24 protein-coding genes are annotated in these 26,572 nt (G+C 59.0%); 9 read left to right on the top strand and 15 right to left on the bottom strand.

Features of this window, described 5'->3' with window-relative positions:
* The 5 genes from ABUK73_RS16250 to ABUK73_RS16230 all read left to right on the top strand — a co-directional run bounded on the left by ABUK73_RS16250 (position 1) and on the right by ABUK73_RS16230 (position 3,907).
* Positions 1–783 carry an ATP-binding cassette domain-containing protein gene (locus ABUK73_RS16250; protein WP_062451711.1) on the top strand — a complete coding sequence of 261 codons (783 nt, stop codon included), beginning with the start codon at positions 1–3 and terminating at the stop codon, positions 781–783.
* Positions 780–1,409 carry a nucleoside triphosphate hydrolase gene (locus ABUK73_RS16245; protein WP_353578187.1) on the top strand — a complete coding sequence of 210 codons (630 nt, stop codon included), beginning with the start codon at positions 780–782 and terminating at the stop codon, positions 1,407–1,409. Before ABUK73_RS16250 ends, ABUK73_RS16245 begins: the two co-directional genes overlap by 4 nt.
* Before the next feature lie 101 nt (positions 1,410–1,510).
* Positions 1,511–2,635 (top strand): DNA replication/repair protein RecF, encoded by a 1,125-nt coding sequence (gene recF / locus ABUK73_RS16240; RefSeq protein ID WP_353578186.1) that lies wholly within the window; start codon positions 1,511–1,513, stop codon positions 2,633–2,635.
* A 40-nt stretch (positions 2,636–2,675) separates the two neighbouring features.
* A complete protein-coding gene (locus ABUK73_RS16235; protein WP_353578185.1) occupies positions 2,676–3,437 on the top strand; it encodes a molybdopterin-synthase adenylyltransferase MoeB in 762 nt (253 codons plus the stop codon).
* On the top strand, positions 3,434–3,907 hold the full coding sequence (locus tag ABUK73_RS16230; RefSeq protein ID WP_353578184.1) for a GNAT family N-acetyltransferase: 474 nt from the start codon (positions 3,434–3,436) through the stop codon (positions 3,905–3,907). Before ABUK73_RS16235 ends, ABUK73_RS16230 begins: the two co-directional genes overlap by 4 nt.
* Before the next feature lie 6 nt (positions 3,908–3,913).
* Here the strand turns inward: ABUK73_RS16230 and ABUK73_RS16225 are convergent, their stop codons facing one another.
* The gene (locus ABUK73_RS16225; protein ID WP_353578183.1) at positions 3,914–4,918 is read right to left on the bottom strand and encodes a 2-hydroxyacid dehydrogenase; all 1,005 of its coding nucleotides are present in this window, start codon (positions 4,916–4,918) and stop codon (positions 3,914–3,916) included.
* Positions 4,919–5,102: 184 nt separating this feature from the next.
* Between ABUK73_RS16225 and ABUK73_RS16220 the strand changes: the two genes are divergently transcribed.
* Positions 5,103–5,639: an SH3 domain-containing protein gene (locus ABUK73_RS16220; RefSeq protein WP_113087330.1), complete on the top strand. Its 537-nt coding sequence runs from the start codon at positions 5,103–5,105 to the stop codon at positions 5,637–5,639.
* A 9-nt stretch (positions 5,640–5,648) separates the two neighbouring features.
* Here the strand turns inward: ABUK73_RS16220 and ABUK73_RS16215 are convergent, their stop codons facing one another.
* Complete coding sequence (locus ABUK73_RS16215) at positions 5,649–6,641, bottom strand: adenosine kinase (RefSeq protein WP_113087278.1); 993 nt, start codon at positions 6,639–6,641, stop codon at positions 5,649–5,651.
* 315 nt (positions 6,642–6,956) lie between these two features.
* Between ABUK73_RS16215 and ABUK73_RS16210 the strand changes: the two genes are divergently transcribed.
* The gene (locus ABUK73_RS16210) at positions 6,957–7,901 is read left to right on the top strand and encodes an AEC family transporter (RefSeq protein WP_113087279.1); all 945 of its coding nucleotides are present in this window, start codon (positions 6,957–6,959) and stop codon (positions 7,899–7,901) included.
* Positions 7,902–7,959: 58 nt separating this feature from the next.
* Here ABUK73_RS16210 and ABUK73_RS16205 read toward each other — a convergent pair whose 3' ends face one another.
* The 10 genes from ABUK73_RS16205 to rimP all read right to left on the bottom strand — a co-directional run bounded on the left by ABUK73_RS16205 (position 7,960) and on the right by rimP (position 19,813).
* The gene (locus ABUK73_RS16205; protein ID WP_353578182.1) at positions 7,960–8,979 is read right to left on the bottom strand and encodes a class I SAM-dependent methyltransferase; all 1,020 of its coding nucleotides are present in this window, start codon (positions 8,977–8,979) and stop codon (positions 7,960–7,962) included.
* A 173-nt stretch (positions 8,980–9,152) separates the two neighbouring features.
* A complete protein-coding gene (gene pnp, locus ABUK73_RS16200) occupies positions 9,153–11,294 on the bottom strand; it encodes a polyribonucleotide nucleotidyltransferase (RefSeq protein ID WP_353578181.1) in 2,142 nt (713 codons plus the stop codon).
* Positions 11,295–11,595: 301 nt separating this feature from the next.
* Positions 11,596–11,865, bottom strand: a complete 270-nt coding sequence (gene rpsO / locus ABUK73_RS16195) for a 30S ribosomal protein S15 (protein ID WP_113087282.1) — start codon at positions 11,863–11,865, stop codon at positions 11,596–11,598.
* A gap of 205 nt (positions 11,866–12,070) precedes the next feature.
* Complete coding sequence (gene truB / locus ABUK73_RS16190) at positions 12,071–13,018, bottom strand: tRNA pseudouridine(55) synthase TruB (protein WP_113087283.1); 948 nt, start codon at positions 13,016–13,018, stop codon at positions 12,071–12,073.
* Positions 13,019–13,021: 3 nt separating this feature from the next.
* Positions 13,022–13,438: a 30S ribosome-binding factor RbfA gene (gene rbfA, locus ABUK73_RS16185; protein ID WP_062587336.1), complete on the bottom strand. Its 417-nt coding sequence runs from the start codon at positions 13,436–13,438 to the stop codon at positions 13,022–13,024.
* Entirely contained in the window at positions 13,432–13,983 is a 552-nt protein-coding gene (locus ABUK73_RS16180; RefSeq protein ID WP_353578180.1) for a YcxB family protein, read from the bottom strand. The genes rbfA and ABUK73_RS16180 overlap by 7 nt, the downstream gene beginning before the upstream one ends.
* Positions 13,984–14,032: 49 nt before the next feature.
* Entirely contained in the window at positions 14,033–16,765 is a 2,733-nt protein-coding gene (gene infB, locus ABUK73_RS16175) for a translation initiation factor IF-2 (protein ID WP_353578179.1), read from the bottom strand.
* Positions 16,766–16,868: 103 nt separating this feature from the next.
* Entirely contained in the window at positions 16,869–17,567 is a 699-nt protein-coding gene (locus ABUK73_RS16170) for an RNA-binding protein (protein WP_113087286.1), read from the bottom strand.
* Positions 17,564–19,174 carry a transcription termination factor NusA gene (gene nusA, locus ABUK73_RS16165; protein WP_353578178.1) on the bottom strand — a complete coding sequence of 537 codons (1,611 nt, stop codon included), beginning with the start codon at positions 19,172–19,174 and terminating at the stop codon, positions 17,564–17,566. Before nusA ends, ABUK73_RS16170 begins: the two co-directional genes overlap by 4 nt.
* Positions 19,175–19,228: 54 nt before the next feature.
* Positions 19,229–19,813 (bottom strand): ribosome maturation factor RimP, encoded by a 585-nt coding sequence (gene rimP, locus ABUK73_RS16160; protein WP_062451636.1) that lies wholly within the window; start codon positions 19,811–19,813, stop codon positions 19,229–19,231.
* Between the two features lie 284 nt (positions 19,814–20,097).
* Between rimP and ABUK73_RS16155 the strand changes: the two genes are divergently transcribed.
* Entirely contained in the window at positions 20,098–21,726 is a 1,629-nt protein-coding gene (locus ABUK73_RS16155) for an MFS transporter (RefSeq protein ID WP_113087331.1), read from the top strand.
* A 308-nt stretch (positions 21,727–22,034) separates the two neighbouring features.
* Positions 22,035–24,050, top strand: coding sequence for a PAS domain-containing protein (locus ABUK73_RS16150; RefSeq protein WP_353578177.1), 2,016 nt, complete (start codon positions 22,035–22,037; stop codon positions 24,048–24,050).
* A 9-nt stretch (positions 24,051–24,059) separates the two neighbouring features.
* Here the strand turns inward: ABUK73_RS16150 and ABUK73_RS16145 are convergent, their stop codons facing one another.
* The 3 genes from ABUK73_RS16145 to ABUK73_RS16135 are packed head-to-tail and all read right to left on the bottom strand — an operon-like array spanning position 24,060 to position 26,516.
* Entirely contained in the window at positions 24,060–25,367 is a 1,308-nt protein-coding gene (locus ABUK73_RS16145; protein WP_353578176.1) for an ABC transporter permease, read from the bottom strand.
* Position 25,368: 1 nt separating this feature from the next.
* Positions 25,369–26,049, bottom strand: a complete 681-nt coding sequence (locus ABUK73_RS16140) for an ABC transporter ATP-binding protein (RefSeq protein ID WP_353578175.1) — start codon at positions 26,047–26,049, stop codon at positions 25,369–25,371.
* Positions 26,050–26,051: 2 nt separating this feature from the next.
* Positions 26,052–26,516 carry a hypothetical protein gene (locus ABUK73_RS16135; RefSeq protein ID WP_113087291.1) on the bottom strand — a complete coding sequence of 155 codons (465 nt, stop codon included), beginning with the start codon at positions 26,514–26,516 and terminating at the stop codon, positions 26,052–26,054.
* Positions 26,517–26,572 lie beyond the last annotated feature (56 nt).

Here is a 26,572-nt window from a genome sequence, read left to right as displayed (position 1 = left end):
ATGACCAAGCAACCCATTCTTTCCGCCCATGGCCTCGTCAAGCGCTATGGCCGCGTGACAGCCCTCGACCATGCGGATTTCGATCTCTACCCGGGCGAAATCCTTGCCGTCATCGGCGATAATGGTGCTGGCAAGTCCTCCCTGATCAAGGCTCTCTCAGGCGCGATCCGCCCTGACGAAGGCGAGATCAGGCTGGATGGCAAGCCGGTGCAGTTCAAGACCCCGCTCGAAGCCCGCGATGCTGGCATCGAAACCGTCTACCAGAACCTTGCGCTGTCCCCTGCCCTGTCGATTACCGACAACATGTTTCTGGGGCGCGAGCTGCGGAAACCGGGCTTCATGGGCTCTGTTCTGCGCAAGCTCGACCACGCCGCCATGGACAAGTTTGCCCGCAACAAGCTGTCCGAACTGGGCCTGATGACCATTCAGAACATCAACCAGTCGGTGGAAACGCTGTCTGGTGGTCAGCGTCAGGGCGTGGCCGTGGCACGTGCAGCGGCTTTCGGCTCCAAGGTCGTCATTCTGGACGAGCCGACGGCAGCACTGGGCGTGAAGGAAAGTCGGCGTGTGCTGGAGCTTATTCTCGATGTCCGCTCTCGCGGTTTGCCCATCGTGCTGATTTCGCACAACATGCCGCATGTGTTCGAAGTGGCGGACCGTATCCATATCCACCGGCTTGGGAAGCGTCTCTGCGTGATCAATCCGAAGGAATATACGATGTCGGATGCGGTGGCCTTCATGACAGGCGCCAAGGAGCCGCCCAGAGAGACGCTTGCCGCATGACCATGACACTGGATGCGATGGCTGACGACATCGTCGCGCGTGCGTCAGACAATCCCCGCTTCATTGTTGCCATTGCCGGTCCCCCTGGGGCCGGCAAGTCTACTCTGGCCGATGCGCTACGGGACGAGCTGACCAGACGCGGTGAAAAAGCCGAAGTCCTGCCCATGGATGGCTTTCACATGGACAACGGCATTCTGCAACATCGCGGCTTGCTGGCCCGCAAGGGTGCGCCTGAGACTTTCGATGTGCGCGGTTTCTCCGACATTGTCGCCGCCGTCCGCAAGGCGGATCAGGAAGTGCTGGTGCCGGTGTTCGACCGTTCCAGGGAGATTGCCATTGCCTCGGCGCGTGCGATTTCGCCGGATACGCGTTTCATTCTGGCGGAAGGCAACTATCTTCTGCTCAATGAAGAGCCATGGTCGCGGCTGAAAAGCAGCTTTGACTTTTCGATTTTCGTCGGCCCATCGGTTGAGGTTCTGGAGCAGCGGCTGCGGGATCGCTGGGTTGGATACGGGCTGGACGAGGCCGGCATCCATGCCAAGCTTTACGAGAACGATCTGCCGAACGGCAAACGCGTGGTCGAAAACTCCGTGGGTGCGGATGTCAGCATCGATATCTGGGACTAGCGGCTTCAAACCGCTGTTCAACGCCCGCTTTTTCTCAAAATCCATTCCGATTTTCGGTCGCATGTTGTAGGTCATGATCCCATGACGATTCTGGATGCAGCATGACTGCCAAGGTTTTTCTTTCCCGGCTGAAACTGAGCGAGTTTCGCAATTATGCGGAGGTTGCCCTGCGTCTTGATGCACGCCATGTGGTGCTGACGGGCGACAATGGATCGGGCAAGACCAATCTGCTGGAAGCCATCTCCTTTCTGTCGCCGGGGCGCGGGCTGCGTCGGGCCACCCTTTCCGATGTGACACGCGTTGGCGCGGAGGGCGTGGGCTTCTCCATTTTTGCCGAGGTCAACGGCATGGATGGCGAGGTTGCCATTGGCACCGGTGTCGAGGGTGAAGGCGAGGCGCTGTCACGCCGCCTGCGGCTGAACGGGACATCGGTCAAATCCGTCGATGAACTGACCGACCATCTTCGCGTGTTGTGGCTAACACCGGCCATGGATGGCCTGTTCACCGGCTCCTCATCCGACCGCCGCCGTTTTCTCGACCGGCTGGTTCTGTCGCTGGACCCCAGCCACGGGCGAAGGGCGAGTGATTTCGAAAAGGCGATGCGCGGGCGCAATCGTCTCCTGTCGGATGGCCGCTTCGATCCCGTCTGGCTGGAGGGCATCGAAAAACAGATGGCGGAACTGGGGATTTCAATGGCGGTTGCGCGTCATGAAATGCTGGGGCTCCTGAAAGCGCTGATCGACAGCCGCAGCAATGATGCGAATTTTCCGACGGCGTCTCTGACGCTTTCGGGTTTTATGGATGGTGAGTTTCACCGTCCGGCGGTCGATCTGGAAGACGAATATCTCGCGACACTCAAGGACAATCGCTACCGCGATGCTGCCGCCGGGCGCACACTGGATGGCCCACACCGCGCCGACCTCTTCGTGCGCCATGCTGAAAAAGACATGGATGCGGGCCGCTGTTCGACCGGTGAGCAGAAAGCGCTGCTTGTCGGGCTGGTTCTGGCCCATGCGCAGCTGACCGCCAATATGACGGGCTATGCGCCGGTTCTGCTGCTGGACGAAATCGCCGCCCATCTGGATGAGGGCAGACGCGCCGCTTTGTTCGATCTCATCCACGCGCTGGGCGGCCAGAGCTTCATGACCGGCACGGATGCCTCCATGTTTGCAGGTCTGGGTGACCGGGCGCAGTTTTTCAATGTTTCCCATGGAAGCGTCGGGTGATAGTGCTTAAATCCAGTTGATCATGACTGGAGACGCCACTTTGGACCCCCTGACGCCAGAGGAAATCGAACGTTACAAACGCCATATTCTGCTGCCGGAAATCGGCGGTTTGGGCCAGCAGCGCCTGAAGGCGGCCAAGGTGCTGGTCATCGGCGCGGGTGGTCTGGGTGCGCCGGTGCTCTATTATCTGGCGGCGGCGGGCGTTGGCACGCTCGGCATGATCGATGACGATGTGGTTTCGCTGTCCAACCTCCAGCGACAGGTCATTCACGATACCGGCACCATCGGCGAGCAGAAAACCGAGAGCGCACGCCGCTCCATTGCGCGGCTAAACCCGCATGTGCGGACGCTGCATTTCGAAGAACGTTTCTCCATGGTCTGGGCACAGGACTACCTCAAGGGTTTCGATCTGGTCATCGATGGCTCCGACAATTTCGACACGCGTTATGCGGCAGCCGATGCGGCGGAAACGGCAAAGGTGCCGCTGGTGACGGGCGCTGTGGGCCGGTTCGATGGTTCCGTCACCGTGCTGAAACCCTATGAGACCGGGCCGGATGGCACCTTGCTGCCGGGCTACCGCGATCTTTTTCCCGCACCACCGCCGGAGGGCGTCGTTCCATCCTGCGCCGAAACCGGCATTGTCGGAGCGCTGACCGGCGTCATCGGCACGATCATGGCGATGGAGGCGATCAAGCTGATCACCCAGACAGGCGAGCCGCTGATCGGGCGGCTGTTGTTATATGATGCGCTGGCGGCGCGTTTCGATACGGTTCGCTACAAGCGCAGACGGGAGCGATCATGATCGAGATCGTCAGGCTAGATGCACGCTTCGAGCAGTTCGAGGAACTGCTGGCGCTGATCCTGTCGTCATTCGCCTATATGGATGGTGTCATCGACCCGCCGTCTTCCGCGCACAGGCTGACACTGGATACTCTGGCGCAGAAAGCCAAAGACGAAATCGCCTTTGTCGCGCTGGATGGCCGTGAGTTGATGGGATGTATTTTCTGCAAGCCGGAAGCGGCGAGCCTCTATGTTGGCAAGCTGGCCGTTTCGCCTTCGGCGCAGGGCAAGGGTGTCGGTTCAGCACTGCTGCGCATAGCCGAAGAGACGGCCCATGGCCTTGGGCTGCCAGCGCTTCGGCTCGAAACGCGCATCGAGCTTGTGGGAAATCACCAGCGCTTCTCATCCTGGGGTTTTGCCAAGACCGCTGAAAATTCCCATCCGGGCTATAGCCGCACGACATCAATCGAGATGACCAAGCACCTCGATTAAGCTGGTTCAATTGCGGCCCGGCAAGACCCTGTTGGGCGGGCGGTGGCCATCGTAAAAGGCGCGGATGTTGATGATGACCTTGTCACCCATGTCGATCCGGCCTTCGATGGTGGCCGAGCTCATGTGCGGCAGGAGAACGACCTTGCCCTCTTTGGCGAGCTTGATGAGCTTGGGATTGACGACCGGTTCGTTTTCGAAAACATCCAGACCCGCACCGGCAATCTTGCCGTCTATCAGGCAACGGATCAGCGCCGCTTCATCGATGATATCGCCGCGAGCCGTGTTGACGATGTAGCTCGTCGGCTGCATCAGCGCGAGGTGACGGGCGGAAATCAGGTGATAGGTGGCTGGTGTCGAGGGGCAATTGACCGAGACGATATCGACCCGCGCCAGCATCTGGTCGAGGCTGTCCCAATAGGTCGCCTCGAGTTCTGCTTCCGTGGCCGGATTGACGCGCTTGCGGTTGTGATAATGGATCGACAGGCCAAAGGCCTTGGCGCGGCGTGCGACCGCCGTGCCGATGCGGCCCATGCCGACGATGCCGATGCGCTTGCCGGAAAGACGCCGCCCCAGCATCCATGTGGGCGACCAGCCCAGCCATTCATCCGAGCCATTGGCGAGAACGCGTGTCCCCTCCACCAGACGGCGTGGGACGGCGAGAACGAGGGCCATGGTCATGTCGGCGCTGTCTTCGGTCAGCACATTGGGCGTATTGGTGACGGTGATGCCTTTGCGGGCGGCGGCATCCACATCGATATGGTCGATGCCGTTGGAAAAACCGGCAATCAGCTTCAGTTGCGGGCCTGCCTGCTCGATCATCTCGGCGGTGATACGGTCCGTGACGGTGGGCACCAGCACGTCGACTTTTTGCATGGCCGCAATCAGCTCGTCCTTGGAGCGGGGAGCATCCTCAATGTTCAGTTCCGCGTCGAACAGCTCTCGCATGCGGGTTTCGACCAGATCCGGCAATTTGCGTGTCAAATAGACGGTTGGTCTCTTCTTATTCGTCATTGTCCGATGGCACCTTGTTCAGAGGTCGTTAACCAAAAAGAGCGATAATTTCCTTCACCACGGGCGTTTCTACCAGACCCACGGGCGAAGACAAACAAATCTCGCATGTTGCCGTCCTCGACTTCGGAAATGGTGGGCCCGATCGTCATCTCAATTGCTAAACCGCAAGGAAACGGAAACCGGCATGCGTAGCATTGTTTCTATTGTCTGCATTGCATTGTCGCTGGGTTTTCTCGACGCCGCAAGCGCCCCTGCGTTTGCGCAGGGCGCTGCCAAGGGCGCAAGCGGCCTGCCGCTACCGCGCTTCGTCAGCCTGAAATCGCGGCGCGTCAACATGCGCATCGGGCCAAGCACGGATTACGCCGTGTCCTGGATGTATATGAAGTCAGGCATGCCTGTCGAAATCATTCAGGAATATGAGAACTGGCGACGCATTCGCGATGCCGATGGCACCGAAGGCTGGGTTAACCAGGCGCTGCTGTCTGGCGAGCGCACCGCCGTCGCGGCCCCATGGATGCGCGGCAAGGGCAAGGACGTCTACGTCAACATGCGCCGCGAAGCGCAATCCGGCGCATCCGTCGTTGCCAAGCTGGAGCCGGGTGTTCAGATCAGGATCGGTGAGTGTAATGGCGACTGGTGCAAGGCCCAGGCCGATCAGGTGACCGGCTGGGTTTCTCAAGGGGAAATCTGGGGTGCCTATCCCGGCGAAGCCTTTAAATAAGACAAGCCTTCAAACAAGACCGTGCTTTTCCGCCAGCGCCTTCAGCGATGACATGGGACGCGGGCCGACCTGCTGGATGACGGCAGCGGCGGCCAGGCAGCCGAGCTTGCCGCTGTCTTCCAGCGAACGTCCCTGCGTGTAGCCATAAAGGAAGCCGGAGGCGAAGAGATCGCCAGCACCCGTCGTGTCCACCACGTCGAAAACCGGGTAGGCTTCGACCTTCACACGCTCCGCGCCGCGAACGATGGTGGCGCCTTCTTCGCTCATGGTGACAGCTGCGATCTTACAATCGGCAGCGATCTTCGTCAGTGCCAGATCGAAGTCATCGGTTTCGTAAAGCGAGAGCGCTTCCTGCTTGTTGGCGAAGACGATATCGACGGTGCCGGAGCGCATCAGCTCCAGAAACTCGTCACGGTAACGACCGACGCAGAAGCTGTCGGAGAGTGTCATCGAAACTTCGCGACCATTTTCATGCGCGATGCGGGCGCAATCGCGGATCGCATCCTTGGCGCGTGGCGGGTCCCACAGATAACCTTCGAAATAGGTGACCTTGGATTCGGCAACCACCGCTGGCTCGACATCCTCAGGGCCTAGATCGACGCAGGCACCGAGATAGGTGTTCATCGAACGCTCGCCATCTTCGGTGACGAAAATCATCGAGCGTGCGGTTGGCGGGAAGGTGCCTTCCGGCTTGGTTTCGAAGTGCACGCCCTGGGCGCGGATATCGTGCTGGAAAATCTCGCCGAGCTGATCTTCGGCCACCTTGCCGAAATAGGCCGCGCGTCCACCGAAATTGGCAATGCCCGCCGCCGTGTTGCCAGCACTGCCGCCGGAGGCTTCGAGAGCTGGGCCCATGAGGGAATAAAGCAGTTCGGCGCGTTCCGCGTCGATCAGGTTCATCGCACCCTTGGTGATGGCGTTATCGTTGAGAAAGCGATCATCGCAACGGGAGATGATGTCCACGATGGCATTGCCAACGGTCAATACGTCGAATTTTGTCATGAGCCTCTTGTCCGAACCGCATCGACGGATGCGTTATCCGGAACTCGGTCTTAAAGATTTCTACGGACAAGAAAAGCTAAAACCGCGTGCTGGTTGCAACAGAACCTCAATGCCACAAAAAAAGATCGCGTCATGTGTCTGTCATGCAGCGTTGGTATAGAATGCCCATTGCGTCATCACGGATGTACTGGTGGGGCAAGCGGATGAAAGCGGGGGCGACCTCGCTTTTTTCTTTTGTGGGCGCGGTTGGCGTTGTTCGGTCAAGATAGATGCGTTAGACCGAAAGCGTCTCAGGCCCGCGAAAGTCTCTCCGCAATGTATGCTGTCGCCGTTAATGTCGCGCCGATCTTCCTTCTCATCCTCATTGGCTGGCTGACCGTCAAAGCAAAGCTTTTCAAAGCGGAAGCCGGCGATGTGCTGAGCGACTTCGTCTTCAAGATCGCCGTGCCGACGCTGATTTTCCGCACGCTGGCCGCAGCGGATTTCCATGGCGCATCGCCGTTCAAGCTGTGGCTGACCTATTTTACCGGCGTGGCCATTACCTGGGCGGCTGGGCAGATGATGACCCGCCATATCTTCAAACAGGATCTGCGCGTCAGCGTCATCGCCGGTATTTCATCCGCCTTTGCCAACAACATCTTTATCGGCCTGCCCTTGGTGGGACGCTCTGTCGGCAGCGACGGGATTGTTGCGATCTCCATTCTGCTGGTCGTCCACCTGCCGATCATGATGATTGCCGGGACAATTCTGATGGAGAACGCCACCCACAAGGTGACGGGCGGCGAAAAGCGCAGCGCGCTTGCTGTCTTAAAACAGGTTGGCCGCAATCTGGCGCAGAACCCGCTGGTGATTGCGCTCGTTCTGGGACTTGGCTTCAACATGATTGGGCTACCGATGCCGGTGGTGATGACAACGGTCATCGAACAGGTGGCCAGCATGGCAGGCCCGGCAGCGCTGATTTCTTTGGGCATGGCGCTCACCAAATATCCCATCCGCGGCAACCTGCGCATCGCCGTGACCATGACGGCCTTCAAGCTGATCCTGATGCCAGCCTGCGTGTGGTTGATGGCCCATGCACTGGGCCTCAGCCCCGCTTGGACCGCGGCACTGGTTCTGACATCCTGCGTGCCAACAGGCATCAATTCCTGGCTCTTGGCCAACCGCTTCGGCATTGGCCACAGCATTGCGGCCTCCACGATCAGCATTTCCACCCTGTTTGGCGTGCTGAGCGTATCGCTCTGGGCCTGGCTGCTGAGCTAGAGCGTTTCCTTGTTAAATGGAAACGCTCCAAGCAGCCGAGGCCGGCGTCCGTTTCGGACTACTTCTGCGCGCTCAAGACCTTGAAGCGCGAATTGCGGCAGACTTCTTCGCTCTTGCGGAACTCGGTCGAGAGGATCGTCTCGTAAGGCAGGCCGCGATTGGCGACCATCAGCAGCTTGCCGCCGCTGCGCAGCGCCGTCGCTGCGGTCTTGATCAGTGCCTGACCGAGCGCCGGTTCGGCTGCCTGTCCACCCGCATGGAAAGGCGGGTTCATGATGATGAGGTCGTATTTTTCCTTCGGTGGCTCGGCGGCCAGATCCTGCCAGAAGAAGCGGGTCGTCAGACGCGGGCAGTTTTCCAGAAGATTGGTCTTGGCAAATTCCAGCGCGTTCCAGTCTGCTTCGAACAGGTCGATACGGGCGGTGCGCGAAGACTTCTCAGCGAGCATGATGGAGAGGTAACCCCAGCCAGCGCCGAAATCCGCAGCATTGCCATCGAAATCCGTCGGCAGGCGCGATGCCAGAAGCTCGGAACCGCCATCGATGCGATCATGCGAGAACATGCCGGGCATGGCGGTAAAGCGGCGCTCGATGGTGACGGCGTCCTGCTTGAGCTTGGAAACGGTGGTCGAGACATCTTCGGGACGTCCGAACCAGATGGCGACGCCATGATATTTCGGTGTCGATTCGGCTTCGATGCCGAGCTTCGACAAGGTCTTGCGGAGCGTGACGATGCCGTCTTCCTTGGAACCGGCAGCAACGATTAGACCGCCAGCCTTGACGCGTGTCAGGGCTTCAGCCAGACGGTTTTCGTTTTCGCCGCGATGCTTGCCGCACAGAATGAAGGCCGCATCATAATCCTCGCCGGAAATGTCAGGTGTGACCTGTGCGCCCTGCGCCTGCAGCGCGCGGTAGAGCGGGCGCAGGTTCTGGACTGCGGTGATCTCGGCATCGAAACCATCCAGACGCGGCGCGCCTGCTTCCGCACCCAGAAACAAGACACGCTCGCCTGCTTTGGGCGCAGCCAGCATATCTGCGGCAAAGGGGTGGAGCAGGGTTTTGACAGCGTCACGGCTCATCGGAGCATCCTTAAGAGCATTTCCAGCAAACGTACGAAGCGGTTTTGCGTGCGGACAATGCGTTAGAACAATGGAGCGTTTTCGCGCTTTCTGGAAAGCGAAGACGCTCTAACAATAGAAAAAAGGCGCGGGTAAAAATCCCGCGCCTCAAAACGGTTAAGCGCAAGCCCGCCTTATTCGGCAGCTTCGCCTTCGCTCTTCTTGTCGGCAGCGACTTCCTTGCCGGTTGTCTGGTCGACAACCTTCATGGACAGGCGAACCTTGCCGCGTTCATCAAAGCCCATCAGCTTGACCCAAACCTTGTCGCCTTCCTTGACGACGTCGGAGGTCTTGGCAACGCGCTCAGACGCCAGCTGCGAGATGTGAACGAGGCCGTCACGGGCGCCGAAGAAGTTGACGAATGCGCCGAAATCAGCCGTCTTGACGACGGTGCCTTCGTAGATCTGACCGACTTCCGGCTCTGCAACGATGGAGTGGATCCACTTGCGAGCGGCTTCGATTTCCTTGCCCGAGGACGAGGCGATCTTGACGGTGCCGTCATCTTCGATGTTGATCTTCGCGCCTGTCTTTTCAACGATTTCGCGGATGACCTTGCCGCCGGAGCCGATGACTTCACGGATCTTGTCGACCGGAATGTTCATGACTTCGATGCGCGGTGCGAATTCGCCGAGCTGGCCACGGCTTTCGGTGATGGCATTGGCCATTTCACCGAGGATGTGCTTGCGACCGCCCTGAGCCTGCTCCAGCGCGACCTTCATAATCTCTTCGGTGATACCGGCGATCTTGATGTCCATCTGCAGCGAGGTGATGCCGTCTGCCGTACCGGCAACCTTGAAGTCCATGTCGCCGAGGTGATCTTCATCACCCAGAATGTCCGACAGAACCGCAAAGCGTTCGCCTTCGAGGATAAGGCCCATGGCGATACCGGCAACGGGCTTGGCAAGCGGAACGCCTGCATCCATCAGTGCCAGCGATGTGCCGCAGACGGTTGCCATGGAGGACGAGCCGTTGGACTCGGTGATTTCGGAGACGACGCGCAGCGTGTAAGGGAACTGCTCAGGTGTTGGCAGCATCGGGCGGATTGCGCGCCATGCCAGCTTGCCGTGACCGATTTCGCGACGGCCCGGGGAGCCCATGCGGCCTGTTTCACCAACCGAGTAGGGAGGGAAGTTGTAATGCAGAAGGAAGCGTTCCTTGTACATGCCCGTCAGGCTATCGACATACTGCTCGTCTTCGCCGGTGCCGAGTGTGGCAACAACGATGGCCTGGGTTTCGCCGCGTGTGAAAAGTGCCGAACCGTGGGTGCGTGGCAGAAGGCCGACTTCAGAGATGATCGGACGAACAGTGGACAGGTCGCGACCGTCGATGCGGCTCTTGGTGTCCAGAATGTTCCAGCGAACGATCTTTGCCTGAAGGTGCTTGAAGGTCGCGCCGATTTCTTCAGCCGTGTACTTGGCTTCGCCGTCTTCCGGCAGGAAGTGTGCTTTGACCTTGGCCTTGACGGCGTCAACCGCGTTGTAGCGGGCAGCCTTTTCAGTGATCTTGTAAGCATCTCGCAGTTCAGCTTCGGCAAGGCCGAGCATTTCAGCTTCGAGAGCGGAGAAATCTTCCGGTTCGAATTCGCGTGGCTCCTTGGCGGCAACTTCAGCGAGCTTGATGATCGCGTCGATAACCGGCTGGAAACCGCGGTGACCGAACATGACGGCACCGAGCATGATTTCTTCGTTGAGTTCCTTGGCTTCGGACTCAACCATCAAAACGGCGTCCTGCGTACCGGCAACGACGAGGTCGAGAACCGATTCGTCCATCTCGTCCAGATGCGGGTTGAGGACATATTCGCCGTTGATGTAGCCGACGCGTGCGCCACCGACCGGGCCCATGAAAGGAACGCCAGACAGTGTGAGCGCTGCGGAAGCAGCAACCATCGACAGAACGTCCGGGTTGTTTTCCAGATCGTGCTGAATGACGGTAACAACGACCTGCGTGTCGTTCTTGTAGCCTTCAGGGAAAAGCGGGCGGATCGGGCGGTCGATCAGACGCGAAACCAGCGTTTCGTTTTCAGAAGGACGACCTTCGCGCTTGAAATAGCCACCTGGGATCTTACCGGCGGCGTAGGTCTTTTCCTGATAGTTGACGGTCAGCGGGAAAAAGTCCTGACCGGGCTTTGGAGACTTTGCAGAAACGACGGTCGCCAGAACCATGGTTTCGCCATAGGTGGCGATGACGGCGCCGTCTGCCTGACGGGCAACCTTGCCGGTCTCAAGCTTGAGCGGGCGGCCTGCCCATTCGATTTCCACGGAGTGTTGATTGAACATATCTTGTCCTTAAATGTAGCCGCGGTTCACACGAGGGGAAAACACGCGGGCTTCAACGTATCACGGGCAAGACAGCAGGGCGCTTTGCGACATGTTCCCTTGGAAACACGGCAACGCCCCAAGGCGTTGCAAAAGCATCCGGCAATCCTGCCCCATGACAGGTCATCGGTTGTATCAGACGGCACCGGCCCATCCGGCCCGTCTCTTCCAAATTGCGCGTATCAGGCGCAAACATCAGTGTTTCAGCACAATGCCGAAAGAAAAACCGGCGAGAATCCTATCGAACCCCGCCGGAAGTTTTTTAGCGACGCACGCCGAGGCTGGTGATCAGCTTGGTGTAACGGCCTTCGTCCTTCTTCTTGAGATAATCAAGAAGCGAACGGCGGCTGGAAACCATGGTCAGAAGGCCACGACGGGAGTGGTTGTCCTTCTTGTGACCCTTGAAGTGTTCGGTCAGATTGTTGATCCGCTCGGTCAGAATGGCAACCTGAACTTCCGGCGAACCGGTGTCGCCTTCGACGGTTGCGTATTCCTTGATGAGGGCGGCTTTGCGCTCTGCAGTGATCGACATCGTGTTATCCTTTCTATTTTAAGGAAAATCGGGACGCCAAGCGCCGGGATGTCGTCCAGCACTGGCCATTCAATAGCGCGGGCTCTGCCCAAGCTGCCGCTGCCTATAAACCAATTGGTCCATAAAGGAAAGAGGCGATTGGAACCGGCTCTTTGGTCTATCCGGCAACAGATGGCCGGAAACATTGCTGTTTCCGCGCCTGCTTTTAACCAAAAACACGCTTGGGGCGGAATTCACCCTCGGCGATCTCGCCAATGGCAATCAGCTTGCCGCGTGCCGTGGCATAGGCTTCCATTTCCTGCGTCGGCGCATCGCGTCCGCGCAGCAGGATCGGGTTGCCCATCTTCAGCCGGTGGGCCTGATCGTCATTGATGATGAGATGCGGCAGTGACGACAGGGCTTCCGACGTATCGATCAGATAGGCATCGAGTGCCGCCAGCCGCTCATCGCGATCTTCGATGGCTTCGAACTCCACCAGCTTTGCAAGCGGCACCATGGCGTCTTCCGCAAAGGGCGCGACCATGGAGCGACGAAGTTCCGAGATAAAGCCGTAGCAGCCGAGATCGCGGCCCATATCGCGGGCAAGCGCACGGACATAGGTGCCTTTACCGCATTCGACTTCGAAATGCGCGGTATCGGCATCCGGGCAGGCGATGAGAGTGATGCGATGGATTTCCACTTCGCGAGCGGGAATTTCCACGGCCTCGCCACCGCGGGCGATATCGTAAGCGCGCTCGCCGGCGATCTTGATGGCCGAAAACTGCGGCGGGATCTGCATGATCGTGCCGGTATAATTCGGCAAAAGATCGCGGATGGCCTGCTCGTTCGGGCGCTCAGCGGACGTGTTGAGAACCTCGCCTTCCATATCGTCTGTGGTACGCTCTTCACCCCATGTGACGGTGAATTCGTAAATCTTGCGCCCGTCCATCACATAAGGAACGGTCTTGGTGGCATCGCCCAGCGCAATAGGCAGCATGCCGGAGGCGAGCGGATCGAGTGTACCGGCGTGACCGGCCTTCTGGGCATTGAAGAGCCATTTGATCTTCGACACGGCTTCCGTGGAGCCGAAATCGAAAGGCTTATCGAGAATGAGCCAGCCGGAAATCGGCCGGCCCTTGGGCTTACGGTTCTGCTGTTTGCGTGGTTTGGACATGCTTCAGTTCTGTTCGTCGTCTTTTTCGTTTGAAGGTCCCAGATCGCGCTGCACCTCCGGCGAACGCAGCAGCGCGTCGATCTTCTTGTAGTTGTCGAAGCTCGTATCGTCGCGGAAGCGCAGTTCCGGCACGTATTTCATCTGCCGCAAATGCGGACCCAGACGCCCGCGCAGATATTTCGCGTGGCGGTTCAGGGCCGCAATCGTGTCGGTGTGATCGGAAACGCCAAGCGGCGTTACATAAGCGGTTGCGATCTTCAGATCGGGCGACATACGGACTTCCGAGATGGAAATCACCGTCTTTTCGATCAGATCGTCACGGACTTCTCCGCGTTGCAGAATTTGGGTCACCGCGGCGCGTACCTGTTCGCCAACGCGCAGCATGCGTTGCGAGGGCGCGGATGATGTTGCTTTTACCATCGTTTCTTCCATTTCGCGTCTGCCACATAGGCGCGCAGCGCAGCTTCCCCTTGCGGGGTATCAATAGCCCGCTTCGGGGCAATAATAGCTTGAAACCGATTGATCCAAAAAAAGAAATAATCTTCGGTTTCGCTATAATTCAAAACTTCGGAACGGTTGATCCGTGAGAAGAGCCCACCAGCCGACATCTCTACGCCATCCTGTCCGAAACGAATTTCGTAGCTCCTGCCGTCCAGCTTGGACTGGCGAATGTGCCATCGACGCATCCATGGAACAAAACAGAAGCGGCCCAGAACCATCAAAACTGCGATAGCGCCGTTACACACATATGCCAACTCGACGGGGCGGTCCGCCTGGATCGCTTTTCCAATGAACCATGCAGAAAAGCCGACATTGAGAATAACAAACGGCCAAAAAGCCCATTTATTGAGGTAACGCGTTGCCCGACTGCGTCCTGCATCGGCCATCGCGTTGTAGTCTTTCTCAGTCAAGACGTAGCTTAGAACCGGCGGCGATGCCGCCAGTTCTGTAAACGCATAGGACATTGTCCACTCCATCAAACCAGCAAAAGTTGGTCCAGTTCGTGGGGCGAGCTTACAACGTTCTGGTGATGTGCTCTACGCGGAAGCACTCGATGGTGTCGCCAGCGCGGATATCTTCGTAGTTTTCGAATGCCATACCGCACTCCTGACCGACCGGCACTTCGCCGACTTCGTCCTTGAAGCGCTTGAGCGTCTTGAGCTTGCCTTCGTGGATGACGACGTTGTCGCGAACCAGACGAACACCTGCACCACGCTCCACCTTGCCTTCGACGACACGGCAACCGGCCACTTTGCCGACCTTGGTGATGTTGAAGACTTCCAGGATTTCGGCGTTGCCGAGGAATGTTTCGCGACGTTCCGGAGACAGGAGGCCCGACATCGCTGCCTTCACGTCATCCACCAGATCGTAGATGATGTTGTAGTAGCGAATTTCGATACCGGCACGTTCGGATGCTGTACGTGCCTGTGCATTGGCACGAACGTTGAAGCCGATGATGGCCGCGTTCGATGCTTCGGCAAGCGAGATATCCGATTCCGTGATCGCACCTGCGCCAGAGTGGATGATGCGTGCGCGGACTTCGTCTGTTCCAAGCTTGTCCAGCGATGCGATGATCGCTTCGACAGAGCCCTGCACGTCACCCTTGATGAGCAGCGGGAAGTCCTTGCGGCCAGTGGCCTGCAACTGCGTCATCATCTGTTCCAGCGAACCGCGCTGGCCGGTCTGGCGAGCAACGGCCTTGTCACGGGCCAGACGCTGACGATACTCGGAAATCTCGCGAGCACGGCTTTCGTTTTCGACAACGGCGAAGCGGTCACCGGCAGACGGTGTGCCCGACAGGCCGAGAATCTCGACCGGCATGGCCGGACCGGCTTCCTTGACGTGGTCACCCTTGTCGTTGACGAGCGCGCGGACACGGCCCCACTGGTCGCCAGCCACGATGATCTGGCCTGGACGCAGTGTACCTTTCTGAACCAGAACGGTTGCCACGGAACCACGACCGCGGTCGAGCTGGGCTTCGATGACCGTGCCTTCCGCTGTGCGGTTGACATTGGCCTTCAGGTCGAGAATTTCGGCCTGAAGCAGAACGGCTTCGAGAAGCTTGTCGAGGTTGAGCTTGTTCTTGGCCGAAACTTCGACGTCCAGAACTTCACCACCCATAGATTCCACGAAGACTTCGTGCTGGAGCAGCTGCTGGCGCACCTTGTCAGGATTGGCCTCATGCTTGTCGATCTTGTTGATCGCCACGATGATCGGAACACCCGCCGCCTTGGCGTGGTTGATCGATTCAATCGTCTGCGGCATCACGCTGTCGTCGGCTGCAACCACCAGAATGGCGATGTCGGTTGCCTGTGCACCGCGAGCACGCATGGCCGTAAAGGCGGCGTGGCCGGGGGTGTCGATGAAGGTGATCTTGTGACCGTTCTTCTCGACCTGATAGGCACCGATATGCTGGGTGATGCCACCGGCTTCGCCCGAAACAACGCTGGTCTGACGGATGGCGTCGAGCAGCGATGTCTTGCCGTGGTCGACGTGACCCATGATGGTCACGACAGGAGGACGCGACACGAGTTCGCCACCATCGTTGTCCGACACGTTGAAGATGCCTTCTTCGACGTCGGATTCCGACACGCGCTTGACGGTGTGGCCGAATTCGCCAGCGATCAGTTCGGCCAGATCGGCGTCGATGACGTCGCCCGGCTTCATCATCTGACCTTCCTTCATCAGGTACTTGATCACATCGACGGCCCGTTCGGACATACGCTGCGACAGTTCCTGAATGGTGATGGTCTCAGGCAGAATGACTTCGCGCATGACCTTTTCGCGGGTTTCCTGCATCTGGCCACGGCGGAATTTTTCCTGACGGCGGCGCATGGCAGAAAGCGAGCGACCGCGCGGGCTACCGTCTTCTTCCAGATTGGACGTAACCGTCAGCTTGCCACGGCGGCGCTCTTCTTCCGTCTTCAGACGGGCAGCAGGCTTTGCCGGTGCGGGTGCAGCGACCTTGCCTCGAACCGGCAGGTTGCCACGGCGTGGACCGCGATCATCATCGTCTTCTTTTTCCGTACGACGGGCACCGGGGGCACCACGAGCCGGAAGCGGCAGAGGAGCAGCAGGCGTCGGCGCGGCAGGGCGCGTCGTGGACTGGGGACGTCCGTCCTGACGGGCAGGCTGAGCGGAAGCGGCTGGTCTTTCGACCGGACGTTCCACTTTCTCTTCCGTCTGTGGCTGGGACGCGGCAAGCTTTGCAGCTTCTGCCTCTTCCTTGGCGCGGCGGGCCGCTTCTTCTTTTTCGGCGACGAGACGCGCTTCTTCTTCCACCTTGCGGCGGGCTTCGTCTTCGGCGCGCTGCTTGGCTTCGATGATGTCGCGGGCCTGCGCTTCGGCAAGAGCGCGGCGACGCGCATCCATTTCACCGGCAGACAGATCGTGCAGGACGTTGCCGCGCGGGCGATCCGGCTGGCGCTGCGGCTGCGGCGATGGCTGCGGACGCTGCTGATTGCCGGACTGGTGAACGCGCTGCTGCGGCTGCTGCGGACGCGCAGCAGCCGGCGCTGCGGCTGCGGCAGGTGCCGCCGGGCGTGGCTGCGGTGTAATTGGTGTTACAACATGCTTTTCGTCTTCAGGACGCAAGGGACGGCGCTTGCGTGTTTCCACCACAACCGCGTTCGTGCGACCTCGACCCATATCTTGACGCACAGTCCCCTGAGACGCTCCACCCGGCTTGAGGGTAAGGGTCTTCTTAGGCGATGCGTTGAGTGTCTTGTCGTCGTTGTTATCGGTCATTCCGTTCCCGTTCCTTCAGACGAGAGCCGGATGACGTCACCAGACTCTAGTCTCTACAATTGCTGTATCCGAACGCGGCAGACGGTCATGTCCGATAACCGCGTCATTGTCTTTCCGTCCGGGCAGCGTCAATTTCGCCTTGAGGTTTCTCGCCACCGCGATACTGCTCAAGCATCTTTGCGCGCTTCACTACACCCTCACCCGCCTGTCCCGCAAGCGCGCAGGCATGGATAAAAGCATTCTGGCCCATCAGTTCGTCCATTTCCTGCTCACTGAACAGATGAAAGGACGGTATTTCTGTCTCGGCTCCTGAACCGAGGGTCCAGGCTTTGCGGGCCTGGTTTATCTTTCTGACGCCATCGGGCGCCGCGTCCGTTGCATGGAACACCGCAAGGGTGTTGCCAGAACGAACAGCCGCATCCACCTTCGTGGCCCCGCTGATGAACTGCCCGGCTTTGCGGGCCATGTTCATCATACCGGCCAGTTGCTGCGCCAGCAGCCGGTCCATCAACTCCAGGAGTTCAGGTCCGGCCTTCACATCGGTCTTCAAGGCGCGCGCGAAAAGCTTTTTCGCGATGGCCTTTTCGATCAGGGCGCGCTCGGGAGTGACCCAGCATCCGCGCCCTGGCAATTGGCGTTTCAGGTCCGGAACAACGCTTTTGTCCGGGCCTGCGACAAAACGGACCAACTCATCGGGTGTTCCAATCTGCCGCGTTACAATGCACGTCCGCTCACTGCCTGTACCTTCGACCCGCCGCTCGTCATCCAGCAGGTCATCAGGCTCATGCGCTTGCGAAATCATTCCTGATCGGCGGTATCCGCCTCCTCGGTCGCTGCCTCTTCCTGCTCTGCAGCAAGATCCTCAGCGGTAATCCAGCCAGCCAGAAGGCGGGCCTGAACAACCATGTTCTCGGCTTCGACGCGAGACACGTCGAGCTTGGAGAAGATGCCGTCGAACTTCTTGGTTTCGCCGTCCTTGCGTTCGCTCCAGCCGACGAGATCGTCTGCGGCGCAGCCTGCGAGGTCTTCGATGTTCTTCACGCCGTCTTCACCCAGGGCGACCATCATCTGCGAGGTCAGGCCTTCGATCTGACGCAGCTCATCGGACACGCCGAGTTCCTTGCGCTTGGCATCCATTTCCGCTTCGACGCGGTCGAGATATTCCTTGGCGCGGGTCTGGATTTCGACAGCCGTGTCTTCATCGAAACCGTCGATGGACGAAATTTCGCTGAGGTCCACATAGGCCAGTTCTTCGACCTGTGCGAAGCCTTCGGATGCCAGAACCTGACCAACCATCTCGTCCACATCCAGCGCTTCCATAAAGATGCCGGTGCGTTCGTTGAATTCCTTCTGACGGCGCTCGGACTCTTCGGCTTCCGTCATGATGTCGATATCCCAGCCGGTCAGCTGCGATGCCAGACGCACGTTCTGACCGCGACGACCGATGGCCAGCGACAGCTGCTCATCCGGTACAACGACTTCGATGCGTTCTGCTTCTTCATCCAGAACGACCTTGGCGACTTCAGCCGGCTGCAGGGCGTTGACGATGAAGGATGCAGGGTCCTGCGACCATGGAATGATGTCGATCTTTTCGCCCTGAAGCTCGCCGACAACGGCCTGAACGCGCGAACCGCGCATACCGACGCAGGCGCCGACCGGATCAATGGACGAGTCATTGGAGATGACGGCGATCTTGGCGCGCGAACCGGGGTCACGGGCAACGGACTTGATCTGGATGATGCCGTCGTAGATTTCTGGCACTTCCATGGTGAAGAGCTTGACCATGAACTGTGGATGCGTACGCGACAGGAAAATCTGCGGACCGCGCTGTTCGCGGCGCACGTCGTAAACGAAGGCGCGAACGCGATCGCCGTAACGCAGGTTTTCGCGAGGAATCATCTCGTCACGACGGATAATGCCTTCGCCACGGCCCAGATCGACGATGACGTTGCCATATTCGACACGCTTGACGGTACCGTTGATGATTTCGCCGATGCGGTCCTTGAACTCGTCATACTGGCGATCACGCTCGGCTTCACGAACCTTCTGGACGATAACCTGCTTGGCGGACTGGGCAGCGATACGGCCAAAATCCATCGGCGGCAGCGGATCGGCAATGTAGTCGCCGATCTTGGCATCGACGTTGCGGTCGCGCGCCAGTTCCAGTGGGATCTGCGTGCCGTAGTCTTCGGCCTTCTCGACAACTTCGAGCAGACGCTGCAAGCGGATTTCGCCGGTCTTGGAGTTGATGTCGGCGCGGATGTTGGTTTCGGAACCGTAACGCGAGCGGGCAGCCTTCTGAATAGCATCAGCCATTGCGGCCAGCACGATTTCGCGGTCGATGACCTTTTCGCGCGCCACAGCATCGGCGATCTGCAGAAGCTCAAGCCTGTTAGCACTGACTGCCATTTTTATGTCTCCGTATGTCGTTTTGCCCGCGTTATCAGGGCTTATACGTTGGAATTAGTCTTCGTCTGCTTCTTCGTTCTGATTGGCAGCAGCGGCCTTGGCCTGCTTGTCCGCCTTCAGTGCGTCGCGAATAAGATCGTCCGTCAGAATGAGCTTCGCGTCGGAAAGTGTATTGAACGGGATCGTCACCACCGGCTCTTCGCCGTAACCGATCTGGTCACGCTCAAGCTTGAAACCGTCTTCTTCTACGCTGGCGATCTTGCCGCGAAAACGCTTGCGATTGTCCACCAGGATCGATGTCTCGACCTTGACGATATGGCCCTGCCAGCGGACAAAATCCATTTTTCGCACCATCGGCCGGTCGATACCGGGCGAGGACACTTCCAGATGGTACGCCTTTTCGACGGGATCTTCCACATCAAGAACCGGTGAAATCGCCATGGAGAGCGCTTCACAGTCCTGAACGGTCATGGTTCCGTCTTCGCGTTCGGCCATGATCTGCAGGGTCGAGCCGTTTTGACTGGACAGCCGAACCCTGACCAGCAGGAAGCCCATACCCGTCAGAACCGGCTCGATGATCTCGGCGATCCGCTGGTCTATGCCCGTTTCGGTTATCAGTCTTGGTTCGGCGTCTGCCATTCTGGCCTTCCGGTCTTTGTCTGCAACCGGAACGCTTTGTCCCGGTTTTTGGGGCGCCTAACGAAAAAGAGCGGAGCCTTGCGGCCCCACTCTTCATCAGACGATCAAGAATTTGAAGGCCCGTATAAACCCTAATGGCCGATATTGCAAGGATGGGGCGCAAAAGCAGCGAAATTGGCTTTGGTCACAATTTTACCTTGGCACACGCCGAAACAGTAGCATCCTCTCAAACGGCGTCTATAGTGTCAGCCGCATCACCAGCAATTGCATCAATTGGACTGCCCGTGCCCGATAGAAAATCTCCGCTTACGCCACTCAAGCATCAAACCTACCGCACAATCTGGTTTGCGAGCATCGCCTCGAACTTCGGTGGGCTCATTCAGGCGGTGGGTGCGGCATGGATGATGACGGCACTGTCCTCGTCCGAAAACATGATCGCGCTGGTGCAGGCCTCGACCTCCCTGCCGATCATGCTGTTTTCGCTGGTATCCGGCGCGTTGGCCGACAGTTTCGACCGCCGCCGCATCATGATTTCGGCGCAGCTGCTGATGCTGGCCGCCTCGATTTTGCTGACCGTCTTTGCATGGTTCGGCTGGCTATCCCCCTGGCTGCTGTTGTTCTTCACCTTCATGATCGGCTGTGGCACGGCGCTCAACAACCCGTCCTGGCAGGCCTCTGTGGGTGAGATGGTGCCGCGTGAAGACCTGCCCGCGGCGGTGACGCTGAACAGCGTCGGTTTCAACATTACCCGCAGCGTCGGCCCGGCCATTGGCGGTGTTATCGTGGCGATTGCCGGTGCGGCAGCGGCGTTTCTGGTCAATACATTCAGCTATTTCGCGCTGATCTATGCGCTGGTGAAATGGCAACCGCCCAAGAACCAATCCACCCTGCCGCGCGAGCAGCTGTTCGCCGCGATTTCCGCAGGCATGCGCTATGTGGCGATGTCGCCGAATATCGGCAAGGTGCTGGTGCGCGGCTTCCTCTTCGGCCTTTCCGCCAGTGCCATTCTGGCGCTGATGCCGCTGGTTGCGCGCGATCTGGTACAGGGCGGGCCGCTGACCTACGGTATCATGCTCGGCGCTTTCGGCGTCGGTGCCATCGGCGGCGCGCTGATCAGTGCGCGTCTGCGTGAAACGATGAGCAGTGAGTGGATCGTCCGCGTCGCGTTTCTTGGCTTTGCCTTCAGCGCTGGGGTGACCGCCATCAGCAGCAGCGCCATTCTGACCGCCCTTGTGCTGACCGTATCCGGCGCAAGCTGGGTTCTGGCGCTGTCGCTGTTCAACACCATCGTGCAGCTTTCCACGCCACGCTGGGTGGTGGGCCGGGCGCTGTCGCTTTACCAGACGCTGACCTTTGGCGGCATTGCGGTGGGCAGCTGGCTCTGGGGTTCTCTGGCGGAAAATTACGGCCTGTCTTATTCGCTGCTCTGTTCGTGCCTTCTGATGCTGCTGGGTGTCGTTGTCGGTTTCAAGCTGACCATGCCCGCTTTTGCCTCGCTCAATCTCGATCCGCTCAACCGCTTCGTGGAGCCGAACCTGCGCCTTGACGTCAAGCCTCGCAGCGGCCCGATTGCGATTCTGGTCGATTACGAAATCGATGATTCGGATCTGCCGGAATTCATGGCGATCATGGTGGAAAGGCGGCGTATTCGTCTGCGCGATGGCGCGCAGAACTGGACGTTGATGCGCGATCTGGAAAATCCTGACGTCTGGACGGAAATCTACCATGTGCCGACATGGGTGGAATATGTGCGCCACAACCACCGCCGTACGCAGGCCGACGCCGAGAGCTGGGACAGCATTTTAAAGCTGCACCGTGGCACGACCCGCCCCCGTGTTCACCGCATGATCGAGCGGCAGGCCATCCCGCCGCAGGACGACATTTTTCACAAGGCGCATATCGACCCGCACTGAATGGGTGGGTCGATCACGGAAAATCTTTTACCGGCGCGGGAACTTTTCCGGTTCCCACTTCTTCTTGCGTCTCATATAGCCGGGAAAAATTCATGATAGAGTATGCGCCATCTCACCACGTCCGCCCTTGCTCTGGCCCCGGACAGATGGATGACATGTATCGACATTGCCTTATACCTTTTTCGCATCCTCCTCATGCGCAGTCTAAAAGACAGAGCCTGCAGGTTTTAACCACTTAAATTCATTGGGTTTCATCGACATCCGGCAATTGGCCTGGAACACGACGTCGGGCTTTACGGGGTAGAAAATTGTATAGCGAAACGGATAATATCGGCCCCATTCTCACGCAGTTGTTTGAACAGGCACCGACATTCATCGCCCTTCTGCGCGGCCCGGAGCACCGGTTCGAACTGGCAAATCCCAGCTACAAGAAACTTGTCGGTCGCGATGATCTCATCGGTCGCACAGTCGCGGATGCATTACCAGACGCCGCCGCGCAGGGCTTTTTGAAGATCCTCGATGATGTCTACCGCTCCGGCCAGGCCTATTCGGCATCTGGTGCACTCTATGCCGTGCAATCTGCACCAGAGGCACCCGTCACCGAGCGCTATATCGATTTTCTCTACCAGCCGATTATTGGCGCGAATGGCACGGTGGAAGCCATCTTCGTTGAAGGTTCCGACGTCACTGAGCGAACGCTGGCCGAGCGCGCGCGCCACGAAAGCGAAGAGCTCTACAAGGGCCTTTTCGATGCCATCGATGAAGGCTTCTGCGTCATCGAATTCTTCGACGGACCGGAAGGCCCCAACAGTGATTACATCCACATTCAGGCAAATGACGCCTATGCGCGGCATGCCGGTATTCCCAATGTCGTTGGCCAGAAGCTGCGCGAAATGGTGCCTGCGGAGGCCGACGCTTGGGTTGCCCGTTATGGCGAGGTGCTGCGCACCGGCGAGCCGATCCGGTTTCAGCAGGAACTTGTGGCCACAGGCCGCTATCTCGAACTTGCGGCGGTTCGCATCGAGCCGGAAAGCAAGCGTCAGGTCGCGGTCATGTTTCAGGACATCACGGCCCGCCGACGCGCCGAACTTGCGCTGGCAAAGCTGAATGCGACGCTGGAACAACAGGTGGAAGAACGCAGTGCCGAATTGATGGTGGCGGAAGAGGCATTGCGCCACAGCCAGAAGATGGAGGCCGTGGGACAGCTGACCGGCGGGCTGGCGCATGATTTCAACAATATTCTGGCGGGAATCAGCGGCAGTCTGGAAATGATGAACACGCGGCTCGCCCAAGGCCGTGTGGGCGATCTCGAGCGCTACATCAACGGCGCTGTCGGTGCCACCAAGCGGGCGGCGGCGCTGACCCAAAGACTGCTTGCCTTTTCCCGCCGCCAGACGCTGGACCCCAAGCCGCTCAACATCAATTCGCTGGTGGATGGCATGCTTGATCTCATTACCCGCAGCGTTGGTCCCGGCATCAAGGTCGAGACCGTGGGAGCGGCTGGGCTATGGGCGACCTATGTGGATGCGGGACAGCTGGAAAATGCGTTGCTGAACCTCTGCATCAATGCCCGCGACGCCATGCCATCGGGTGGAAACCTGACGATCGAGACCTGCAATCGCTGGATGGATGACAGGTCGGCACGGGTGCGCGGGCTGGAGCCGGGACAATATGTTTCGCTCTGCGTTTCCGATACGGGAACAGGCATGAGCCAGGAGATCATCGATCGGGCCTTCGATCCTTTTTACACCACCAAGCCCATTGGACAGGGAACCGGGCTCGGTCTTTCCATGGTCTATGGCTTTGCCGGGCAATCCGGCGGTGCGGCACGGATTTATTCGGAGCTGGGAAAAGGCACGATGATTTGCCTTTACCTGCCCCGCCACGCCGGAGAGGTAGAGGCAACTGACGTGGAAAAGGAAGCCACCACGGACGCTCTGCGCGCCGATGGTGAGGAAACCATTCTGGTGGTGGATGACGAACCACTGGTGCGGATGCTGGCCGTCGAGGAGCTTCAGGATCTAGGATATTCCGTCATCGAAGCGGAAGATGGTGCGTCGGCCTTGCGGATTCTCAATTCAGCACGCGACATCAGCCTGCTGATCACAGATGTCGGCCTCCCCGGCGGCATGAATGGTCGTCAGCTGGCGGATGCGGCGCGGGTCAAGAGGCCGGAACTGGAAGTGCTGTTCATCACTGGCTATGCCGAGAATGCCGTGCTCAATCACGGCCATCTCGATCATGGCATGCATGTCATGACCAAGCCCTTCCAGCTGGATGCCTTCGCCCAGCGCGTCAAGGCGCTGGTTCACCCCAAGCAATAGGGCTAACGCTTAGCCCCGCAGCGCTTCGACGGGCGACTGGCGGTAGGCCAGCCATGCGGGCAGGATGGCGAGACCCGCAGCCACGGCCAGCAGCACCAGCGCCTGTGCCAGATCGGCCTTGGCAAATTCAACCGGCATGACGACGCCGCTTTTGGCAACGAGCATGCCGGTGATGATCTTGGCCGCCACAAAACCAACGGCGAAACCAAGCGCGATGCCCGAGGCAAACAGTGCGAAGAGTTCCGTCCAGACGATCAGCGATATGGAAGACCGCGGCGCCCCGAGTGCACGCAGCGCACCGATCTGCTTTCGTCTCTGCACGATATGGGTCAGGGTGACGAGAATGAGAGAGGCTGCGACCAGCAACTGTGCCCCGATGGCGACGACAGACAGAACCTCGCGGGCATCACCCAGCGTCGCATAGAGCTTCGTCAGAACCTCACCCGGAAAGACCGCCAGCGTATTGCCCTGCCGGTACTGCTGGCGCAGCTTATAGGCATCGGCAATCGACTTTGGTTTCACCAGAATGGCGGGAACGCCGGGTGTTTCCGAGGTGAAGACTTCGCTCAGCGCTTCGGCTTCTTCGCCTGCTGCATGAGCGTGATCATGGTGTTCATGACCCTCCTCATGCGCCCCAGGAGCGTGGTCATGGCCTTCATGGCCTTCCTCATGCGTCTCGCCTGCCGTTTCATGCTCATGGTCGTGGCCATCGCCGTCCATGCCATGAATGTGCCAGACGGAGCTGATGGGGACGAGAATGGCACGGTCCCAAGGCGTTCCGGTGGGCTTCAGGCGCCCCTGAACGTGATAGACGATCTCGGTATGGGTGTGGCCACCCTCTTCCGCCGTGCCGTGCATCGGCTTGACTTCAGCACCGATGGGCAGATCGACGGCAGAGCCGATCACGGCATCCTCACCATCGGCAAAACCCTCACCTTCCAGAAAGCCGCCGGATGTATTGTTGATGAGCGCCGTCGTCGTCCCCACGATTGGATAGCCGGCAAAGGAATCTCCAAAACCGACGGGACCGGCCCATGCGACACGCGGATCGTTCGCCAGCGTTGCCAGCGTCGCGCCACTGACCAGCGGCAAGGGAGCGGCCTGCAAGAACACCGAGGAGAGAACGAGCTGCGTTTCACTGCCAGCGGCACCGATGACGAGATCGAACTTGTCCGCAGCGCGGGCCGTGCCCAGCCGTAGCGCGCGCTCCTGCAATGTCACGGTAACGCCCAGCGCCGTTGCCATAGCAACAAGCAGAATGACGACCAGCGATCCAGCCCAAAGGCGCTTCAGATCGGATAAAACAAAACGCATCATATCAAGAATTCCGGGCGCTGTCGGTCACGATACGGCCATTGGCCAGTTCGAGACGGCGGTCGAGGCGTTCGGCCAAAAGCCTGTCATGGGTAATGACGATGAGTGTGGAACCCTCCACCCGCGCCAGATCGACCAGCAGGCGGCCGATGGCCTCGCCATTCTCAGGGTCGAGGCTTGCGGTGGGCTCATCAGCGACGATGACGCCGGGTTTTCTCAGCAGCGCGCGGGCAATCGCCACACGCTGCATTTCGCCGCGCGACATGGTGTCGATTTTCTGATCCGGCCGCGAAAGGCCGGTTTTTTCGAGCAGGAACGCGGCGCGATAGGCATATTGGCTGGACATGCAGCGTGACAGGCGGACCGGCAGGAGAATGTTTTCCATGGCGGACAGGCCGGGCAGAAGATGAAACTCCTGCATGACGAGGCCGACATTCTCGCCGCGCCAGCGGTCTCTTTTGGTTTCGGCATAACCGGCAATATCCTGATCCCGCCACAACACCTTGCCCTGGCGAATACGTTCAAGCCCGGTGATGACGTTGACGAAAGTGCTTTTGCCGGAACCCGAGGCGCCGGTGATGGCCATCTTCTCGCCCGCCGCAACCGAGAGGTCATAGACGGACAGCACCGGTGTGGCGAGCCCGGGATAGGAAACCGAAAGGCCTGAAATATTCAAGGACAGCATGTTTAGGAAACTCTGTATTCCGCATCTCTGATGCGCACGAGGCTGACAAATCCGGTTTCCGGGTCTGTCCAGGAGCCGCGCTCCAAAACACCCGTGACCTCGATTGTCGTGCTGGGCTGCACGAAGGTCTGTTTTTCCGAGAGATAGACGACGACGATATTGTCCGGCCAGTCGGAATCCGACGAGCAGAACGGGCATAGTGCCATGGGAATTTCGGTGAGAACGAAAAAGGAGGCTTCGGCCTTCAATGGCGGTGCCATAAAGCCTTTCATGCGGATCTGCTGGCCGGTCAGCTGTTTCAACTTGTCGGAAAACTCCAGGCCCAACACGCCGATCTTGCCGTACATTTCATCGAAAGTAAGGGGCGATGTCGCTGCAAGGCTTTCCCGTGCGCAAAGCGTGAAGGCGGAAAGTGTCGCAAGCTTGAGCGACTGCCGACGCGTCAACAGGGGGGTAAGTTTCGCCATGACGATCTCCTTTTTGCGAGCGGTCCGGTTGTTCAAACGAAGACGATCCGGCTCGC

Origin of the sequence: Agrobacterium vacciniicorymbosi, from assembly GCF_040427045.1 — a bacterium.
Classification (GTDB): Bacteria; Pseudomonadota; Alphaproteobacteria; order Rhizobiales; family Rhizobiaceae; genus Agrobacterium.
Note: the sequence above shows the minus strand (reverse complement) of the source record. Positions and strands in the feature narration are given on the sequence as shown.

Bases quoted from the DNA above. Each gene is read 5' to 3' on its own strand.
- rbfA (WP_062587336.1), bottom strand. From the start codon at position 13,438: ATGGTAAAAGCAACATCATCCGCGCCCTCGCAACGCATGCTGCGCGTT.
- ABUK73_RS16220 (WP_113087330.1), top strand. From the start codon at position 5,103: ATGCGTAGCATTGTTTCTATTGTCTGCATTGCATTGTCGCTGGGTTTT.
- truB (WP_113087283.1), bottom strand. From the start codon at position 13,018: ATGTCCAAACCACGCAAACAGCAGAACCGTAAGCCCAAGGGCCGGCCG.
- ABUK73_RS16205 (WP_353578182.1), bottom strand. From the start codon at position 8,979: ATGAGCCGTGACGCTGTCAAAACCCTGCTCCACCCCTTTGCCGCAGAT.
- pnp (WP_353578181.1), bottom strand. From the start codon at position 11,294: ATGTTCAATCAACACTCCGTGGAAATCGAATGGGCAGGCCGCCCGCTC.
- rimP (WP_062451636.1), bottom strand. From the start codon at position 19,813: ATGGCAGACGCCGAACCAAGACTGATAACCGAAACGGGCATAGACCAG.
- recF (WP_353578186.1), top strand. From the start codon at position 1,511: ATGACTGCCAAGGTTTTTCTTTCCCGGCTGAAACTGAGCGAGTTTCGC.
- ABUK73_RS16230 (WP_353578184.1), top strand. From the start codon at position 3,434: ATGATCGAGATCGTCAGGCTAGATGCACGCTTCGAGCAGTTCGAGGAA.
- ABUK73_RS16135 (WP_113087291.1), bottom strand. From the start codon at position 26,516: ATGGCGAAACTTACCCCCCTGTTGACGCGTCGGCAGTCGCTCAAGCTT.
- ABUK73_RS16245 (WP_353578187.1), top strand. From the start codon at position 780: ATGACCATGACACTGGATGCGATGGCTGACGACATCGTCGCGCGTGCG.
- ABUK73_RS16140 (WP_353578175.1), bottom strand. From the start codon at position 26,049: ATGCTGTCCTTGAATATTTCAGGCCTTTCGGTTTCCTATCCCGGGCTC.
- ABUK73_RS16250 (WP_062451711.1), top strand. From the start codon at position 1: ATGACCAAGCAACCCATTCTTTCCGCCCATGGCCTCGTCAAGCGCTAT.
- ABUK73_RS16225 (WP_353578183.1), bottom strand. From the start codon at position 4,918: ATGACGAATAAGAAGAGACCAACCGTCTATTTGACACGCAAATTGCCG.
- ABUK73_RS16215 (WP_113087278.1), bottom strand. From the start codon at position 6,641: ATGACAAAATTCGACGTATTGACCGTTGGCAATGCCATCGTGGACATC.
- ABUK73_RS16180 (WP_353578180.1), bottom strand. From the start codon at position 13,983: ATGTCCTATGCGTTTACAGAACTGGCGGCATCGCCGCCGGTTCTAAGC.
- ABUK73_RS16170 (WP_113087286.1), bottom strand. From the start codon at position 17,567: ATGATTTCGCAAGCGCATGAGCCTGATGACCTGCTGGATGACGAGCGG.
- rpsO (WP_113087282.1), bottom strand. From the start codon at position 11,865: ATGTCGATCACTGCAGAGCGCAAAGCCGCCCTCATCAAGGAATACGCA.
- ABUK73_RS16145 (WP_353578176.1), bottom strand. From the start codon at position 25,367: ATGATGCGTTTTGTTTTATCCGATCTGAAGCGCCTTTGGGCTGGATCG.
- ABUK73_RS16210 (WP_113087279.1), top strand. From the start codon at position 6,957: ATGTATGCTGTCGCCGTTAATGTCGCGCCGATCTTCCTTCTCATCCTC.
- nusA (WP_353578178.1), bottom strand. From the start codon at position 19,174: ATGGCAGTCAGTGCTAACAGGCTTGAGCTTCTGCAGATCGCCGATGCT.
- infB (WP_353578179.1), bottom strand. From the start codon at position 16,765: ATGACCGATAACAACGACGACAAGACACTCAACGCATCGCCTAAGAAG.